The following is a 17766-nucleotide window of genomic DNA, read 5'->3' as shown; positions in this document are numbered from 1 at the left end:
GTGCGCCTAGCCGGCGCTCCCGGCCCGGTAGCCGACGCCGCGCACCGTCATCACGATCTTCGGGTTGTCGGGGTCGAGCTCGACCTTCGCGCGGAGGCGCTGCACGTGCACGTTGACGAGCCGCGTGTCGGCCTTGTAGTGGTAGCCCCACACCTGCTCGAGCAGCATCTCGCGGGAGAAGACCTGCTGCGGCTTCGATGCGAGGGCGACGAGCAGCTGGAACTCGAGTGGCGTGAGAGCGATGGGGGAACCGTCGCGCCGCACCTCGTGGGCATCGACGTCGACCGTGAGGTCTCCGACACGCAGCTGCTCGCCGACCGTCTGCGGCGTCGGACGCAGTCGGGTGCGAATGCGAGCGACGAGCTCCTTGGGGTTGAACGGCTTGACGATGTAGTCGTCGGCACCGACCTCCAGTCCCCTCACGACGTCGGCCGTATCGCTGCGGGCGGTGAGCATGATGACGGGGACACCCGACTCCGCACGGATCCGCGTGCAGATCTCGATGCCGTCCATGCCCGGGAGCATGAGGTCGAGAAGCACGAGGTCGGGGCGCTGGGTGCGCCATTCCTCGACTGCCCGCGCACCGTCAGCGCAGAACACCGGCTCGAAACCCTCAGTACGGAGCACGATACCGATCATCTCGGCGAGCGCGATGTCGTCGTCGACCACAAGAATGCGTGAGGTCATAACTGTTACCTTATGGCACTCAGTACCACGAGACTCATGTCTGCACGCCGCCCGAGTGTTGTGACACGATGGGTGCGCACGACGGAGGGAGTGCCGGTGACCGGCCAGACGTGGACCCCCGCCCCGAAGAAGGGCATCATCCCCCTGCATCCGATGACCTTCGGGATGTTGCTGGGCAGGTCTTTCGCCGCACTGCGCCACAACCCCAAGGTGCTCTTCGGATTCGGAGTGGTCATCCAGTTGGCGGTCGTCGTCTTGAGCGCGACCGTGATGGGCTTCGTCTTCCTCACCACCTTCACCAGACTCGAATCCCTCTCCCCTGCATCCGCCGATTTCGAGGCCGTGTTCGCCGGCACGATCGCGATGAACATCGTGGCCGGCCTGGCCGTCGGCCTCGCCTCGATCGCGTTCACCGCGCTCATGCAGGGGGTCGTCGCCGCGGAGATCGGATTCGCCTCGATCGGAGTGAAGGCCTCGCTCGGAGTGCTCTGGCGAAAGATGATCCCCTCGTTCTGGAGGCTCGCGGCGTTCGCCTCACTGTCGGTCATCTTCATCTTCGGCGTGATCGTGATCATCTTCCTCGTGATCGCGGGTTTCGTCGCCGGCGGCCTCGGAGGATCCGGCGAGGCGATCGTGGGCGTGGTCATTCTGATCGCGCTGATACTCGTCGCGACGATCCCGCTCGTCGTGTGGCTGACGACGAAGCTCCTGCTCGTTCCGTCGATCCTCGTGCTCGAGCGCGCCACCCTCCGCGCGGCGCTCGTGCGCTCCTGGCGCCTGACCCGTGGCCGGTTCTGGGTCGCCTGGGGAGTCACCTTCCTGATCGGCGCGATCATGGGCATCGCGATGCAGCTCGTCAATCTGCCCGCGTCGATCGTCGGAGCCATGTTGGGCAATATCCTCGCCCCGACCGGCTCCATGGACACGTCGGAGATCATCGGATTCGTGTTCGCGCTCCTGGCCCCGCAGATCCTGCTGCTCGTGCTCCAGGCCATCACGATCGTGGTGCAGAGCACTGCGGGGACGCTGGTCTACCTCGACAGCCGCATGCGCTACGAAGGGCTGGATCAAGCGCTCCTCAGCCATGTCGAGCGCCGAGATCTCGGGTGGACAGACGCCCAGCTGGGTGATCCCTTCGCGGTCGACCCCGAGCGTGCGGTCAGCAGCGCGCCCCCTCCGACGCAGGTACCCGAGTGGGCGCTCATGACCCAGGTGCCCCACGATCCTGCGCAGGGCTATCCCGCACCGTACTCCCCCGCGCAGCCCTCCCCCGGGCAGCCGTACTATCCCGCGCCGCCGTCCTACGCGCCGCAGTACCCCGCGCCGCCGACTCACGCGCCGCAGTACCCCGCACCCCCGGCCTACACCCCGCCGCCCGCGCCTCCCGCGCCCGCCCCGCCTGCGGCAGTGGAGCGGGAGGAGTCCGAACCGCACCGTGACGGAGCGGCATGATCCACCGTCTCGACGAAGGGCTGATTCCGGACGGCGACGAGGCACGCCGATGGGCGGAAGAGGAACTCTCCAATCCCCGGTACGCGGACGCGAAGCCCACCTGGTTCGATCTGGCCGCGCGTGACGTCGGGCGCTTCCTCGCCGATCTGTTCAGCAGCGACAACAGCGCCGGTGTGGGCCCGTCCGCGCTCATCGTGGTGTGCATCATCATCGTCGCGGCTCTCATCGCAGCCCTGATCATCTGGGGGCGCCCACGCCGCTCCCGGGCTGTGCGCCGGCAGGTCGGCGCTCTGCTCGGCGCAGACGACGACCGCACGGCGGCGCAGCTTCGATCCGACGCCGAGCGGAGCGCTCGCGAGGGCGACTGGGACGGAGCAACCGTGCTGCGCTTCCGAGCACTCGCGCGCGGCCTCCTCGAACGGGATCTCATCGATCCGCCTCCCGGTGCCACCGCGCAGTCGATCGCACGGGAGATCTCGGCAGTCTTCCCCGCAGAGGCCCGAGCGGTGCAGGGATCGGCCGCGTCCTTCGACGATGTCCGGTACCTGCGTCACCCGGCGACGCGGGAACGCTATTCCGAACTCACGGCGACCGACGAACGGCTCGTCGCCACTCGACCGGAGCTGGCGAGCTCATGACGATCGTCGATGACCGCGCGTCCGTGGAGTCCACCGCAGAGCGACCGAAGCACTCCAGACGCCTGAAGGCACTGGGCGGATGGGCGGTCATCGCCGCGCTCGTGCTCGGCGGGGTGTTCGTCGCCACACAGGTCGGCGTGCAGATGCCCGACAGACGCGGTGCGCTCGACCCGGAGGGCGTCGGGGATTCGGGCACCATGGCTCTCGCGCAGATCCTGAGAGATCAGGGCGTCGACATCGAGGTGCACCGGTCGCGGGCCGACGCCCGCGCGGCTCTGGAGGGCGAGACGACCCTCGTGATGGCCAACCCCTTCGCGCTCAGCGATGAGGCGGTGATGGATCTCATCGAGCCTGCGGACCGCGTCGTCTTCCTCTCTTCGAGCACGCACCTGCTCTCGCTCCTCGACATCGGCACCAACGCACCTCCGGACTCCGCGCCGGTCTCGGCCGAGTGCGACGTCGCGGAATTTGCCGACGTCGGCTCGATCCGGCCGGACCGGCTGTTCGTCCCGTCGGAGGGTGTCGAGGCCTGCTTCGGCAGCGACGAGGCGGCCGCCGTGCTCGTCGACGAGCGCGACGGCACGACGAGAGCGGTCGTGGAAGGGGCCCGACTGTTCAGCAACGCGTATCTCGCGGAAGACGGCAATGCGGCTCTGGGTCTCGCGCTGCTCGGACAGTCGGATCGGGTGGTCTGGTACGTGCCAAGCTATGCGGACTCCGACATCGAGGGCGAGATGCCCGAGACGCTCGGCACGCTCACCCCACCGTGGGTCACCCCGGCGATCCTGCTGCTGATGCTCACCGGCATCGCCGCGGCGCTCTGGCGCGGACAGCGCTTCGGACCGCTCGTGCAGGAGACTCTCCCCGTCACGGTGCGCGCGTCCGAGACCATGCACGGACGGGCGCGGCTCACCGCCAAGGCGGGAGACGCCGCGCACGCTGCGGATGCGCTCCGGGACGGCAGCCTGCGACGCCTCGCGCGACGACTGGGACTCGCGGAACGGGCGAGCCCTCCCGAGGTCGCCGACGCGGCCTCGGACAGGCTCCGCATCCCTCGCGGTTCGCTGCACCAACTGCTCGCCGGCCCCCTCCCCGGCGACGACGCCGCGCTCGTCGACTTCGCGCGGAGGCTGAGCGAACTCGAGAGCGCGGTCGAGGCCGCAGCCCACGACACGAAGGGGCGAGAATGACCGCCGACGTCCACGTCAGAACGGAAACCGAGGACATCACGTGACCACTGAGAACTACACCGATGACGACCTGCGTCAGGCGATGCATCGAGTGCGCACCGAGGTCGACAAAGCCGTCGTGGGCCAAGCAGGCACTGTGACCGGACTCCTGGTCTCACTGCTCGCGCGAGGCCATGTGCTCCTTGAGGGAGTCCCGGGAGTCGCCAAGACGCTCGTCGTGCGATCGTTCGCGCGAGCCCTCGGACTGGACACCAAGCGCGTGCAGTTCACACCGGACCTGATGCCCGGCGATGTCACGGGTTCGCTCGTGTACGACGCACGCACCGGGGAGTTCGACTTCCGGGCGGGCCCGGTCTTCACGAACATCCTCCTCGCCGACGAGATCAACCGCACTCCACCCAAGACGCAGGCGGCCCTGCTCGAGGCGATGGAGGAACGTCAGGTCTCTGCGGACGGCGCGAGTCGAGAGCTGCCGGATCCGTTCCTCGTCGCGGCGACCCAGAACCCGATCGAGCACGAGGGCACGTACTCGCTGCCGGAGGCGCAGCTCGACCGCTTCCTGATGAAGCTGGTGGTCGGGATGCCGGAACGCGACGCCGAGGTCGCCGTATTGCGCCGGCACGCCTCGGGGTTCTCGCCCCGAGAGCTCACCGGGGTGGAGGCCGCGGTGAGCGCGGACGAGATCCGCGCCGCCCAGGCAGCGGCCGCCCGCGTCGAGGTCACCGACGACGTGCTCGGCTATGTCGTGGATCTCGCGCGAGCCACACGGCAGTCGCCCTCGATCGAACTCGGCGCGAGTCCGCGTGCGTCCACCGGGCTCCTCGCTGCAGCCAAGGCCTGGGCGTGGTTGAACGCCTCGTCTGCGGTGACGCCCGACCACATCCAGACGATGCTGGTTCCGGTGTGGCGACACCGCCTGCAGTTGCGCCCCGATGCGCAGATGGAGGGTGTGTCAGCGGATGCCGTGCTCACATCGGTCGTGCAGCAGACCCGGGTGCCGATCTAGGTGTTCGTCACAGGCCGTCTCGCTGTCGCACTCGCCGTCGGCATCGTCCCGCTGGCCCTCACCGGGCTCGCGGGCTATCCGCCCTACCTCGTCCTCGGCGGGTGGGTCGGGGTGTGCGTCGTGCTCGTGGTCGTCGATGTCCTGGTGGCTCCGAACCCGCGCGCGGTCACCGTCAGTCGCGGAGTGCCGGCACGAGTGCGCCTCGGCGAACTCGTGTCGGTCAGCGTGGCGCTGCACAATCACGGCGCGCGCACTCTGCATGCGGTGCTTCGCGATGCCTGGCAGCCGACCGCAGGCGCCGGCCGGGCCCGGCAGAGCGTCACCGTGCCGCCGGCCGAACGTCGACGAGTGTCGCTCGCGCTGCAGCCACGTCGTCGAGGTGAGCTCGTCAGCGAGTTCGTCGTGATCCGTTCGCGCGGACCGTTCGGTGTCGCCGGCCGTCAGTCGCGACATCATGTGCGCGGTGCGATCCGGGTGCTCCCCGCCTTCTCCTCCCGCAAGCATCTGCCCTCACGGCTCGCCCGCCTGCGCGAGCTCGACGGCAACACGAGCATCCAGGTACGCGGGCAGGGCACGGAGTTCGACTCGCTGCGGGAGTACGTCCGCGGCGACGACGTCCGCTCGATCGACTGGCGCGCGACAGCACGAGCCGGAACCACCATGCTGCGCACGTGGCGTCCGGAGCGCGATCGTCATGTGGTCATCATCATCGACACGGGACGCACAGCCGCCGCGCGCGTCGGAGACGGCACTCGCGTCGATGCCGCGCTGGAGGCCTCTCTGCTCCTCGCCGCCCTTGCGGCTCGGGCCGGTGACCACGTGCACCTGCTCATGTTCGACCGCGTCGTGCGTGCTCGCGTGACCGGGGTCGAGGGTGCCGCGCTGCTGCCCGCGCTCACCGACGCGATGGCCCCGGTGCACGCGCGTCTCGTCGACACGGACTGGCCGAGCGCGTTCGCAGCGGTGCGCACCCTCACGACGCGCCCTGCGCTGATCGTGGTCCTCACCGCACAGGATGCTGCGGAGTCGGCACGCGGGTTTCTCGGCGCATTTCCCGATGCCTCACGGGCGACATCGATCCTCGTCGGGTCGGTCACCGACGACGGGATCGCGACGCTCGCTCGACAACGCGATTCGCGCGAGGACGTCTATCTGGCGGCCGCGGCGGAGCGGACGATGCGTGATGCGGAGAACGTCGCCGACGCGATCCGTCGCGCCGGCGGAGAGGCGATCGCAGCCGACCCCGAGTCTCTGCCGCCTCGCATCGCGGACAGGTACCTCGAGTTGAAGGCGGCCGGTCGACTCTGATGCGCCCGGTCGTCAGCCTGCGACGAGGCGCGGCGTACCGGCCTCGTACTCGGTCAGATCGCCGGTCTCACCGCGGCGATACGCTCGGCCTCCGATGACCACCATGTAGATCAGGAACACGGCGAGGGCCGCGGCTCCGATTCCGATCTTGAGGGGCCATGGGAGCGACCATCCGGTCACGAACCCCTCGACGAGTCCGGCGAGGAACAGCGCGAAGACGAGCCCGATCGCGACGGTGGCGAGCGAACGGCCTTCGGCGGCGAGCGACTCGCCGCGCGAACGGTCGCCCGGGGCCACCCACGACCAGAAGAGGTGCAGACCACCTGCGGCCGCGACGAAGATGCAGGTCATCTCGAGCATGCCGTGCGGCAGAATGTAGAGGAGCATCACGTCGGCCTTGTCGTGCGCGGCCATCACGGCACCGGATGTGCCCAGCCCGATGGCGTTCTGCACCAGGACATTGATGGGCCAGATCCCGGTGATGCCGAAGAGCACGCACTGCAGCGCGATCCACGCGTTGTTCGTCCAGACCATCCCCATGAAGACCGCCGCCGGGTTCTCCGTGTAGTAGCTCGTGAAGCTCTCATCCGCGTACTGCGCCAGCGCATCGGCGGGCCCCAGGGTGGCGATGAGCGCGGGGTCGGATGCGATCCATGCAGCGGTGCCGACGGCGACCGCGATGAACGACACGGCGATCACGAGCGTCGTCCACCGCAGCCGGTAGAGCGCTGCGGGCAGCTGCTGGGAGAAGAATCGCGCGGTCTGAGTGAGGATGCTGTCCGACGCACCGGTGAGACGCAACCGGGCCCGCACCAGGATCGTCGAGAGGTACGCCCCCTGCGGCGAATCGCCCACGGACGTCTTGATCTCTGCGAGATCCGCAGATGCAGCCCGGTATCGCACGATGAGCTCGTCGACTCCCGCGCCGTCGAGCCGGGCACGACTGAGATGATCCAACCGCTCCCACTCGGCTCGGCGTGCATCGGTCAGCGCATCGGCATCCACCTGATTTACTGTACTCATGTCTGCCCCTCTCGATACGTCCGACGAGGTGCTGTCCGGCGAGGCCGTCGCGATCGACGTGCAGCCGATCGGGTTCGTGCTCCGAGCAGCCGGCGCCATCATCGACATGCTCGTCGGCCTTTGCGTGTTCTTGCTCACGGTCTTCCTCCGTGTCTGGCTGGCAGACCTCGGAGTTCTCGATGAGACGACCGACCGGATAGCCCTGGTCGTGTCGATCGTCGTCTGCTTCGTCGTCTTGCCGATCACGATGGAGGTGGCGCTCAAGGGCCGCAGTCTCGGCAAGCTGGCGGTGGGCGGACGCATCGTGCGCATCGACGGCGGGGCCACCGGCTTTCGTCATGCCTTCATCCGCGCACTGCTCGGCGTTCTCGAGATCTACATGACCCTGGGCAGCGTGGCGGTGCTGTCGGGCGCCTTCACCGCACGGTCACAGCGACTGGGCGACATGGTCGCAGGCACCTACAGTCAACGGGTCCGCACCCCCCGTCTCGTCCCGAGCGTGCCGGTGATGCCACCGCTGCTGGCCGGATGGGCTGAGATCGCCGACGTGGCGCGACTTCCGGACCGCCTCGCCCGACGGATCTCGCAGTTCCTGCAGAGCGCACCGCGAATGGTGCCTGGCGCGCGAGACCGCGTCGCACATGCCCTGATGGCGGAGGCCTCGCCCTTCGTCTCCCCGATTCCCGCTGCTCCCCCCGAGCAGATCCTCATCGGCATCACCGTGCTGCGTCGCGAGCGTGAGACACGCGCGCTGCGTCTCGCGGACCACCGCGCTGAGAAGCTGACAGGGCGTCGAATCGGCGTCACGCCCGAAGGGCCTCGTGCCTGATCACCATCCAGCCCGCCGGGACGGAAAGGCGGTCTGAGTGCGGGCCGCAGAGGTCGTGAGCGTGCGGATGGTTCGCGATGCCGAGCGGACCGAGGGCGGCCATCTGGTCGCCGTAATCGTACGTGAGCGTCGCCACCGCCTCGCGGGCGCAGCCCACCTTCGAGCAGAGTCTTCCGTCCATTGACGCAACGCTACGACCATGACCGTCTCGAGTCCGCACGCCGCGCCGACGCTCCTCGTGGACAGCGCCTAGACTTTCGCTATGCCTCGCCGCTCCCCCGCCCCCGCCCCGCGTCGGGGTGCGCGCCACGGGCGCCATGGCCGAGTAGGACGCAGTGAGGTCGTGCGGCCGCCCCTCGCCCCACTCGACGGCCGTATCGACCGATTCGATCTCACGGTGGGCACGGCAGTCGAGTTCCTGCGCGGCACCTGGCCCGAACTGCAGGACGTGCGATTCGAGATCGGGGCGATGCCGTCGTTCGACACCGTGGATGAGGTGCCGCGTTGGTATCTGGACCGCGAGCGGCGAAGAATCGTGCTCTTCCGCCTGCCTATCGAGCGCCTGCTGCCACCCGGACACGATGACGGTGCTCATCGGCGCATGGCGATCGAGAGCGCCGTGTTCAGAGCCGCTGCCGAGTACGTCGGCCGTGAGCCGTGGGATCTCGGCGGGCACGAACACTGACGCGGCCGCCGCCTCCGTCTCCTCCGAAGTTCAGGGGTAGACGGTGATGCTCTGCTGGGCCCCCGCCGTGGGCCATACCGGCCAGGCCGCCAGCGCACCGGGCCCGGTCATCGAGACCTGCGCATGCACAGGACCGGAGGGGGTCAGTGAGTAGACGGTCTCTGCATCGACGTCGACCGTGATCGACGACCCCGCCGGCACCACGGACTCCACCTGATCGCCCCCGATGGGTCCCACCTCGACCGTCGTGTCGGTCTCCTCGTCGTTCACGAGGATCAGCGATGCAGCCGGTCCTGCGGGCACTGCGACGAGCACCGCGTCATCGAGCTCAGGCGCCGGCGTCACCCAGGCGAAGTCGGATTGCGGGCCGGCTCCATCCTGCACGCGCACCCCCGCCAGCACCGGCTCGTCCGCATCCACCTCGACGGTGTAGAGGCCAGGAGCGAGATCGGAGAGCGACATCTCCAGCGGCTGCTCGGCAGTCAACGCGACCGTGAACTCGCTAGACGGGACTGTCTCTCCCACGCCGCGCACCGTGACGGTCGCCTGCGCGTCCGCCTCGGGCGAGAGCATCCGGAGAACCGCCATGCGGGAGTTGTCCCCATCGCTCTCGAAGACCTCGACGCCCGGTATCACCGGCCGTCGTTGCGGCCCAGCGACGGCGTCCTGCAGATCGGAACCGACGGGATCGAGAACCCGGATCTGTGACGACTGCAGCACGGCTCGCACGGGCGAACCCGTCGCAGTGACCCGCACGACGGGCAGGTCAGAGCCCGACGCGAGCGACGTCAGCGGCAACGCGACCTGAGACTCGGCCGGCACGATCACAGAGGTCGAGCCGCGCACCGAGCCGAATGCGACGAGCGAGACCGTCGACGGCACTGCGCCGGGGTTCGTCAGGACGATCAGATCCTCGGAACCCGTCTCGACGGTCCCACCCACCAGCCATGACTCCGCCGTCGCAGGGCGGCACGGCGCTGCGGCGAAGCCCGAGAGATCGGCTTCCGCCAGACTCACCGACTCGGTCGCTCCGACGAGCGGTGCGATGCGCCCCTCGACCTGGCCGGTGAGCTTCTGCACCCCGCCGCTCCCCTGAAGGTCGTCGACGCTCAACAGCGAGGACATCGGTGCTCCCGCGGAGCCATCGACCGTGAGCTGTGGCGAGGCCGCGGGCACCATCTGGAGCGAATCGGCGGTGTTCCGTCCTATCGCGCGGAAGTCGCCGTTGCACACCAGCACGGTGTCTCCCGGCAGCGGAGTGACGTCGGCCTGAGCCGCGTCATGAGTGATCGTCGGCCACTGCGCAGGGATGGCCAGGACGATGCCGACGACGCACGCCGCGGCCACCACGGCTCCGGTGAGAAGCCGCGCACTCGTCGCGACGAGACGGAACGTACGGGTCTCGGTCATCGGCTCTCTCCCCTGCCGTTCTCTGCCCGCGCGGAGTCCGGCGCGGGAGCGTCCGTCACGCCTTCCGCGCCGCCGGACTCGTCGTCCTCGGTCTGCGGAGCGGGAGCCTCGGACGTCGTCTGCGGGACTGCCGCCGTCGCTGCCACCGGGGCGTGCTCATCGTCGCGCTCGTCGATGTGTCGGGGGAGCACGAGCGGCTCGTCGGGAGCCCGGCCCACGATCCTCGACCGAGCACGAGCCGCGCGGCGCGATGCCCTCGTCGGCAACGAGAGCAGCAGAGCAGCGAGCACGAGAACCAGCTGGAGTGTGACGACGAGCCGTGCCGTGGCCTGCTGTCCGGCGGACAGCGGTGCACGATCCGCAGGATCCGCTTCGAGTCGGTAGAGCACACCCCTGTCGGTCGTTCCCGCCTGCACGAATCCCGCCCGCTGATCCAGCGATGTCACGGCAGCCGTGTGCAACGCGCGAGCACGATCCGACTCGCCGCCGGAGAGCTCGGCGAGGAGCACATAGCCCACGCCGAGTTCACCCAGTTCGGTCGCTGCGTCGAAGTCACGCGCCGACAGCAGATCGACCGCGAGAGTCGTGATGTCGGTGCCCTGTATCTCCGTGGCCGTGGAGAGGATGGTCGTCTGGGCGCTGAGCGTCTCGCTGGCTCCCCACGCGACCTCGGCCGCGAGTCCACCATCGTTCTGCGGTGTGAGCACGAGCGTTCCGATCGGACGGTCATCGACGGCCTGAGCCGCGATGTACGCCGGCAACGATGAATCCGGTCCCTCGGTGAGCGCGGTGCGATCGAGGTGGAATGCCGCCAGCGCGGGAATCGCGCAGACCGCCACGGCCAGACCGGCGACCGCCGCGCTGACGAGTCGAGCCCGAGGCACGGTCAGCGCGGTGTCCAAGGCGACCAGAGCCGCCCCGGTCAGGCCGATCCACGCCAGACTCAGCCCCGCACCCGGCCAGATCGCCACCCCGGCCCCCTGGGCGAAGGACACCGTCACTCCGACCGAGAGGAATGCCGTGGCGAAGCCGCTCACGGCGACGACGAGCAGCGTCACCCCGGCCCTCCAGCGAGGGGCGACCGCGGAAAGGAGCGCGAGAATCGCGAGCGGCGCCAGCAGCACCCCTGCCCACGGTGCGAGGACCGGCCCGAGGAACGCCGACCATCCGGCGAAGTCGGTGGAGGGGAACCCTGACGCGAGAGCCAGCCGACCGGCGGCATCCGCGGTGGCCTGCGAGCCGACCCAGATCAGGCCCGGGTCCGCCAGCACGGCGACGAGACTCCCCTGCTGGAGCTGCCAGATGACCAGCGGTGCGAAGAGCGCGGCTGCGGGCACCGGCACCCACAGGAGTCGGACCGCGCCGCGGAAGCGTGCACTGCCGAGGGTGATGCCCAGAGCGATGATCCAGAGAACGAGCAGCGCAGGGGCGAGAGACGGCGAGCACGCGGCCACGGCGGCGAAGAGCAGGGACGCGGCGCCGGCAGCACCCCAGGATCTGTGGGCGACCGCAGCAGCGTGGAACAGCCACGGCAGGAGCAGGTGCACGAGAACGCCGCTCGGACGACCGTCGATGAGCGCCGCCAAGAATGTCGGTGCGAGCGCCCAGACGATGCCGGCGAAGATCCGCAGACCTGATCGATCGGTCACTCGCGTGGCCGCGAACCATCCGCCCAGCACCGCAAGCGGCAGAGCCAGGATCCACAGCAGGACCAGCGTAAAGGAGGGGCCCGCGGGCCACAGCGATCCGAGGACCGCGAGCACCGCAGAGAACGGGTCGGCCGGTCCGACGACACCCACGCCGAGGCCGCGGAGCCCCCACGCCGCGTCGCTCCAGAGCGCCGCGACGGTGGTGCGCAGCGGAAGCAGCCCCCCGCCCCCGATCACGGGCCACGCCAGAAGACTCGTGAATGTCGCGACGCTCACCACGAGTGCGCCGAGGACCGCCCAGGCACCGCCACCCGAGAAGAAGTGCAGTCCGCTGGCTGCGCCGCGCTCACTGCCGTGCCCGTCGTCCAGCCGTCGGCGCAGATCGTGGTGGCTGACGCGAAGCGGCGCGATGCTCGACCAGCTCGACGATCGGAACGACGCGATCGCTCGGCGCGATCGTGCAATGGCTCCCATGCGGAGCATGACGGTGAGGGCAGCCGCCCATTCGGGCACGACCGCCTCAGGGCGCTTTCCGATGAGATCCGTGACCGATCGCCACAGCGCGAGCGGAAGGAGGGCGATCCAGTGGAGCGGCACCGCGACCGCGGGGGCGTAGGCGAGTCGCCTGTGCAGCTGCGCGACCCGAGTGACGTACGCGCGGCGTCCGCGCCCCACGGGGAGCGAGGCGGGGCCATCCGGCGACACCGAGATGCGTGCGGACGGGACGAGCACGACGCGACCGCCGCCGAGGCGCGCACGCACGCCGAGATCGAGGCCTTCGTCCGCGCCGGCGAGCGCCGGGTCGGGAAGCAGATGACCGCGGACCTCACCGCGGATCAGGAGTCCGCGCACGTCCGCCGCGAGGGCGTCGTCCGTGCCGTCGTGCTGCCCCTGATCGAGCTCGCCGGCCGCGAGCTCGACAGAGCGCCCCAGAACGGTCATGCTCACGCCGAGGGACACGATCTCCCGATCGTTGTCGGTGTGGACGAGCTTGGGTGCGACGACGGCCGCCGAAGGCGAACGCTCGAGTGTGCCGACCAGGCGCTCGAGAGCGCGCTGGTGCGGCGCGGTGTCGTGGGCGAGCAGCCAGACCGCGCTCCCCTCGGCCACTCGTGGAGCGGCGAGCCGGACGGCGTCCGCGAACGATGTGCTGCTTCTGGCCTCGATGATGCCCTCGACGGTCGCCGCGACCGTCTCGCTCTCTCTGGCCGTGATCGCGTCTCCGCACATCACCAGGGTGATGGCTGCGGGGGGCGTGCTCTGGGATCGCAGAGCATCCAGAGTGCGGAGGAGCTGCGCGCGAGCGGAAGAACCGGGGCGCGCCACGACGATGGCATGAACTCGGGCTGGCATGACCTGGTCAGCCTATGCGGGGTGCGACGGACGCGGGAGCAGTGGACCCGGCGTGGCCCCGAAGCGGTGCGATCGAGGTCAGCTCGCTCGGCGCTTGAGCTTGCGGCGCTCGCGCTCGGAGAGGCCGCCCCAGATGCCGAACCGCTCATCATTGTTGAGCGCGTACTCGAGGCATTCTCCGCGGACGTCGCACGACGTGCAGATCCGCTTGGCGTCTCGCGTCGAACCGCCCTTCTCGGGGAAGAAGGCTTCGGGATCGGTCTGCGAGCACAGAGCGTCGGTCTGCCAGGCGAGAGCGTTGTCGTCGTCGGACTCCGGCTTGCGGACCCCGGGAACCCCCAGGTTGATGGGATCGACGAACCAGTTCTCCGGCACTTCAGAACGGTAACCCGTCATCTCGATCTCCAACCCATTGTTCCGCCCCCTCGGCGGGCCGTGCATGACTAATTACACCCGTGTGATTCGCTGCGGTCAAGTCGCGGATCGTAAACCCTCAATCCGATCTTGAAGGTTCTTGACCTCCGCACGGCGTGTCGCGATGCCCCTCAGACGTCCCGTCGGATGCCCGGGGCGGCCACGAAGACCTCGCCGTCGCCCGACACGGTGACGTCGCCCTCGTCGTCGCTCGCGAACACCGCGGCGCCGACCTCGATCGTGATCGACTCCCCCGCGGCCCCGCGCACGCTGACGTGGCCGGCAGTGCAGAGGATCATGGTGGGTCCTGCCACGGGAACGACGACCTCCGCCCCCGTCAGAACCACACGACTCAGCGAGAAGTCGTCGATCGGCACCTCGTAGTGGGTGACCGGCCCCGCCTGCTCGGGCCGCAGGATCGGTACCTCGGTGGGAGTCGCGTCGACGACCGCCAGCAGCTCGTCCACGTCGATGCGCTTGGGTGTGAGACCGCCCCGCAGCACGTTGTCGCTCGCGGCCATGATCTCGACGCCGAGGCCCGAGATGTACGCATGAAGAAGGCCGGCGCGGAGGAAGATCCCCTCCCCGCGGCGCAGCACGACATGGTTCATCAACAGGGCGACCACGACACCCGGGTCTCCCGGGTAGACGTCTGCGATCGCGGAGACGGCGCGGAGCGTGGTCTGCCATTCCCCCGCATCCGCCGCTGCGGCGCCGCGCACAGCGACGATGACATCGTCGACCTCCGCCTGGGCGTCGCCGGAGAGCAGCCATCCGAGCGTGTCGCGCAGCGCCTCGTCGCCGCGGGACAGCCGCTCGGCGAGCGTCGTGACCCCGGGGTTCCCGTCGAGGGATCCGAGCAACCGCAGCGTGTCGCTCACCGACCGGAGTCCGCTCAGCGATTCGAAACGGTCGCTCAAGGCGACGATCAGCTCGGGCTTGTGATTGTCGTCGCGGTAGTTCCGCGCGGGGTCGGCGGCGTCGAGTCCCGCTTCGCGTTCCCAGCCCGCCCGCGCCTGGGCGATCGTCGGGTGGACCTGGATGGACAGCGGAGACGCAGCTGCGAGCAGTTTCAACAGGTAGGGCAGCGTGCCGCCGGTCACCGCATCGAGCGTGCCGCCGTCTCGCACGTCGGCCGGGTCGCCGGGATGGTCCCCGAACCACACCTCCGCCTCCGGAGCGACGGCGGGCGCCCGACCTTCCAGCTCGGCGATGAGGGTGTGCGACCCCCAGGCGTAGTCACGGGGCACGTTGGAGAGGCTGAGGAGCATGCCTCCAGCGTATGGGCAGGCGACCTCGCACTGCCATCGGCCCGCCATCAGGCGCACGGGCGGTGGCGCGCTGTAGCCTGAACGCGATGGCGCAGTACACGAAGCACCCGGTCTCCGCCCCTCCTCGCGCACCCGAACGCGAGTCGACGGGGCATCTGATGCTGCGCGGCTACATCATCCTGATGCTGATCGCGACATTCGCGCACTCTGCCGTGTACAACCTCGTGGGCGAGATCGGCGCGGTCGTGACGCTCGCCGTGTTCCTGCTGACGACGCTGGCCATCGGCATCCCGATGATCTCGCGCGGCCGGCCGCAGCCGTTCGCCTGGCGCCGGCTCCCGTGGGCGGCGATGGGCTATACGGCCCTCGCCCTCGTGTCGGTCGCCTGGTCGCAGTGGCGAGGCGCCACGCTCCTCACCTGGCTGCTCCTGGCTACCGTGACGATCACCGCACTGTTCATCGTGCACGTGCTCACCTGGCACGAGATCGTCCGTGCCCTCGCATCCGCGTTCAAATGGATCCTCGGCCTGTCGCTCGCGCTCGAGCTCTGGGTCGCGCTGGTGGTTCAGCAGCCGATCCTGCCGAACTTCTTCGACAGGCCCGAGGGCGACATCGATCCGCACTGGTACTGGGTCAGGGGAAACCTCTTCGACGGCGACCGCATCCAGGGCATCGTCGGCAACTCCAACCTTCTCGCCATCATCGGCCTGTTCGCGATGATCACCTTCGGCGTGCTCTTCGCCGCACGCGTGCGTTGGCGCACCACCCTGGCCCTGTGGGCACTGCTCGCCGCATTCTTCTTCGTCCGAGCAGGATCCGCCACCGCCTTCGCGTGCGCCGCGGCTGCCGTCGTGGTTCTCGTCGTCGCGCTGCTGATGCGGCGCACGACCACCCCGGGCGCGCGGACCCGGCTCTACGTGATCTTCATCGGCGGCGCCGTGGTCATCGGTGCCGCCGTGTGGCTGCTGCAGAAGCCGCTGCTCGGTCTGCTCGGTCGCAGCACCGACCTCACCGGGCGTTCCGACAAGATCTGGGACAAGGTTCTCGAGCGCGCCGCCGAGCATCCGCTGTTCGGCAACGGTTTCTCGAGCCCCTGGGTCCCGTTCGATCCCGCCTTCGCGGGGTGGATCGAGGATCACGGCATCACCGTCTTCCACGCCCACAACATGTGGCTGGACGTGCTGATGCAGCTCGGAGTGGCAGGGGTCGCCCTCATGGCGGTCGCGTACCTCAGCCTGCTCTGGCGATCGTGGTTCTTCGCCGTCGACCGGCCGCGATGGGACCTGCAGTCAGACCGGCGCTACTCCCCCCTGACTCTGCTCCCCAGCCTCTTCACCGTCGTGCTGCTCGTGCAGGGGCTCACCGAGTCCACACCGATCATGCTGTGGGGGTGGATGCTCCTCATCCTGCTGTCCTTCAAGATCAAGGCGGTGCCCCTCGTCGGCGTCGGCGAGCGCGAACGCGTGATCGAGCGCGGCGAGAGAGCGCGGCGGGTTCCGTGACGCCAGGACGCCGTCTCGGTCGGCTGCTCGGTTCTGCAGAGCTGGCGCGCGCCTTCACCATCGCCGTCCTGGCTGCCGTCTTCGGGTCGTACCTCATCGAGCGGATGACCTCGCGCGTCACGATCGCGACGATCATCGGCGGCCTCTGCGTGCTCGGCCTCGGCATCCTGTGGGTGCGCCGAGATGAGCTGTCGGCGCTGCGGATCGCTCCCTCGTCGCTGCTCGCCTTCCTGGCCTGGGCACTCGTGAGCATCGTGTGGACGACCGACAAGAGCGACACGTTCTTCGGCTGGCTGGAACTTCTCTCCTTCGCGCTGCTCGCGATCACCGTGGGTCACATCCGCGACACCCTTCAGACGGTGCGCGCGCTCGGCGACACACTGCGCGCGCTTCTCGCACTCTCACTGGGACTCGAGATCCTCTCCGGGGTTCTGCTCGACGTCCCCTTCGTGTTCCTCGGCATCCAGGGCGATCTGGCGGTCGGCGGTCCGGTGCAGGGGATCTTCGGCAGTCGCAACATGCTCGGCTTCGTCACCGTCATCGCGCTCATCACCTTCTTCGTCGAGTGGCGATCGCAATCCCTCAGCGCGCGCATCGCCGTTCCCTCGATGGGCCTCGCCCTGTTGCTCGCGTTCCTGTCGGCGTCACCGACCGTGCTCGTGCTCGCCGCCGCCGTGGGCACCGTCGCCGTCGCTCTCATGATCGTGCGGCATGCTCCGCCCGAACGACGGTCGCTCGTGCAATGGGTCCTCGGCGTGCTCGTTGCGCTCGCTCTCTCCGCGGCATTCCTGCTCAGGCACTCGATCATCGCGCTGATGAACGCCGGCTCGGACTTCTCGATCCGCGCGACGCTGTGGAACAAGATCCTCGACTTCGTCGCGCTGAAGCCGATCGAGGGGTGGGGATGGTTCGGCTCCTGGGCGCGCGGCGAGTATCCCTTCACGTTCATCAACTTCCAGCTCGACGATCGACACCAGAGCGCCCTGAACGCCTATTTCGACGTGCTGCTGCAGATCGGCTCCGCGGGACTCGTGCTCTTCCTCCTGCTGGGAGGAATCGCCCTCGTCCGCTCCTGGCTGGTCGCGAGCGTGCGGCGGTCCGTGGTCTACGCGTGGACCCCGCTGATGCTGGTGACCTTGGCCGTCGAGTCCATGTTCGAGAGCTTCACGATCGAGGGCGCGGGATGGTTCATGCTCGTGCTGTGCGCCCTCCGAGCGGGACAGGCACGATCCTGGCGCGAGAACATCGATGCGGCGCACACCGGGGCGATCCCGACGCTCCGGTCCGAGTACTGAGGCGATCCCTCGCGCCCTCGGAGGATTCCGAACTACGCCAGGTAGGCTGGTGTC

At 69.0% G+C, this 17766-nt stretch carries 16 protein-coding genes; 9 read left to right on the top strand and 7 right to left on the bottom strand.

The window, feature by feature from the left end:
- Positions 1-6: 6 nt before the first annotated feature.
- Positions 7-687, bottom strand: coding sequence for an MtrAB system response regulator MtrA (gene mtrA, locus AC3WS6_RS08455; protein WP_201469383.1), 681 nt, complete (start codon positions 685-687; stop codon positions 7-9).
- Positions 688-783: 96 nt separating this feature from the next.
- On the opposite strand from mtrA, the gene AC3WS6_RS08450 reads away from it, so the two are divergent.
- From AC3WS6_RS08450 to AC3WS6_RS08430, 5 genes are all read left to right on the top strand, one after another.
- The gene (locus tag AC3WS6_RS08450) at positions 784-2139 is read left to right on the top strand and encodes a glycerophosphoryl diester phosphodiesterase membrane domain-containing protein (RefSeq protein WP_492500592.1); all 1356 of its coding nucleotides are present in this window, start codon (positions 784-786) and stop codon (positions 2137-2139) included.
- The gene (locus AC3WS6_RS08445) at positions 2136-2777 is read left to right on the top strand and encodes a DUF4129 domain-containing protein (RefSeq protein WP_492500591.1); all 642 of its coding nucleotides are present in this window, start codon (positions 2136-2138) and stop codon (positions 2775-2777) included. Before AC3WS6_RS08450 ends, AC3WS6_RS08445 begins: the two co-directional genes overlap by 4 nt.
- On the top strand, positions 2774-3967 hold the full coding sequence (locus AC3WS6_RS08440) for a DUF4350 domain-containing protein (RefSeq protein WP_492500590.1): 1194 nt from the start codon (positions 2774-2776) through the stop codon (positions 3965-3967). The genes AC3WS6_RS08445 and AC3WS6_RS08440 overlap by 4 nt, the downstream gene beginning before the upstream one ends.
- An 82-nt stretch (positions 3968-4049) precedes the next feature.
- Entirely contained in the window at positions 4050-4973 is a 924-nt protein-coding gene (locus AC3WS6_RS08435; protein ID WP_492501473.1) for an AAA family ATPase, read from the top strand.
- Positions 4974-6281 (top strand): DUF58 domain-containing protein, encoded by a 1308-nt coding sequence (locus AC3WS6_RS08430; protein WP_492500589.1) that lies wholly within the window; start codon positions 4974-4976, stop codon positions 6279-6281.
- 12 nt (positions 6282-6293) lie between these two features.
- On the opposite strand, the gene AC3WS6_RS08425 is transcribed toward AC3WS6_RS08430, so the two are convergent.
- Positions 6294-7286, bottom strand: a complete 993-nt coding sequence (locus AC3WS6_RS08425) for a stage II sporulation protein M (protein ID WP_492501472.1) — start codon at positions 7284-7286, stop codon at positions 6294-6296.
- 16 nt (positions 7287-7302) lie between these two features.
- Between AC3WS6_RS08425 and AC3WS6_RS08420 the strand changes: the two genes are divergently transcribed.
- A complete protein-coding gene (locus AC3WS6_RS08420; protein WP_492500588.1) occupies positions 7303-8133 on the top strand; it encodes an RDD family protein in 831 nt (276 codons plus the stop codon).
- Here AC3WS6_RS08420 and AC3WS6_RS08415 read toward each other — a convergent pair.
- A complete protein-coding gene (locus AC3WS6_RS08415; protein WP_492500587.1) occupies positions 8108-8314 on the bottom strand; it encodes a DUF3499 family protein in 207 nt (68 codons plus the stop codon). The genes AC3WS6_RS08420 and AC3WS6_RS08415 overlap by 26 nt on opposite strands.
- 162 nt (positions 8315-8476) lie before the next feature.
- On the opposite strand from AC3WS6_RS08415, the gene AC3WS6_RS08410 reads away from it, so the two are divergent.
- Positions 8477-8818, top strand: coding sequence for a metallopeptidase family protein (locus tag AC3WS6_RS08410; RefSeq protein WP_492501471.1), 342 nt, complete (start codon positions 8477-8479; stop codon positions 8816-8818).
- Between the two features lie 30 nt (positions 8819-8848).
- Here the strand turns inward: AC3WS6_RS08410 and AC3WS6_RS08405 are convergent, their stop codons facing one another.
- The 4 genes from AC3WS6_RS08405 to manA form a co-directional block, all read right to left on the bottom strand.
- A complete protein-coding gene (locus AC3WS6_RS08405) occupies positions 8849-10228 on the bottom strand; it encodes a DUF5719 family protein (protein ID WP_492500586.1) in 1380 nt (459 codons plus the stop codon).
- Positions 10225-13230: a glycosyltransferase gene (locus tag AC3WS6_RS08400; protein WP_492500585.1), complete on the bottom strand. Its 3006-nt coding sequence runs from the start codon at positions 13228-13230 to the stop codon at positions 10225-10227. The genes AC3WS6_RS08405 and AC3WS6_RS08400 overlap by 4 nt, the downstream gene beginning before the upstream one ends.
- A gap of 78 nt (positions 13231-13308) precedes the next feature.
- Positions 13309-13626 carry a WhiB family transcriptional regulator gene (locus AC3WS6_RS08395; protein ID WP_201469374.1) on the bottom strand — a complete coding sequence of 106 codons (318 nt, stop codon included), beginning with the start codon at positions 13624-13626 and terminating at the stop codon, positions 13309-13311.
- A gap of 149 nt (positions 13627-13775) precedes the next feature.
- Positions 13776-14915, bottom strand: a complete 1140-nt coding sequence (gene manA / locus AC3WS6_RS08390) for a mannose-6-phosphate isomerase, class I (protein WP_492500584.1) — start codon at positions 14913-14915, stop codon at positions 13776-13778.
- A gap of 86 nt (positions 14916-15001) precedes the next feature.
- Here manA and AC3WS6_RS08385 point away from each other — a divergent pair, with 86 nt between their 5' ends.
- On the top strand, positions 15002-16417 hold the full coding sequence (locus AC3WS6_RS08385) for an O-antigen ligase family protein (RefSeq protein WP_492500583.1): 1416 nt from the start codon (positions 15002-15004) through the stop codon (positions 16415-16417).
- Positions 16414-17712, top strand: a complete 1299-nt coding sequence (locus AC3WS6_RS08380; protein ID WP_492500582.1) for an O-antigen ligase family protein — start codon at positions 16414-16416, stop codon at positions 17710-17712. Before AC3WS6_RS08385 ends, AC3WS6_RS08380 begins: the two co-directional genes overlap by 4 nt.
- Positions 17713-17766: the final 54 nt, after the last annotated feature.

The organism is Microbacterium sp. EB106-03-03-XG65, from assembly GCF_058791955.1.
The sequence above is the reverse complement of the archived record's forward strand: the minus strand, read 5'-3'. Positions and strand labels throughout refer to the sequence as shown.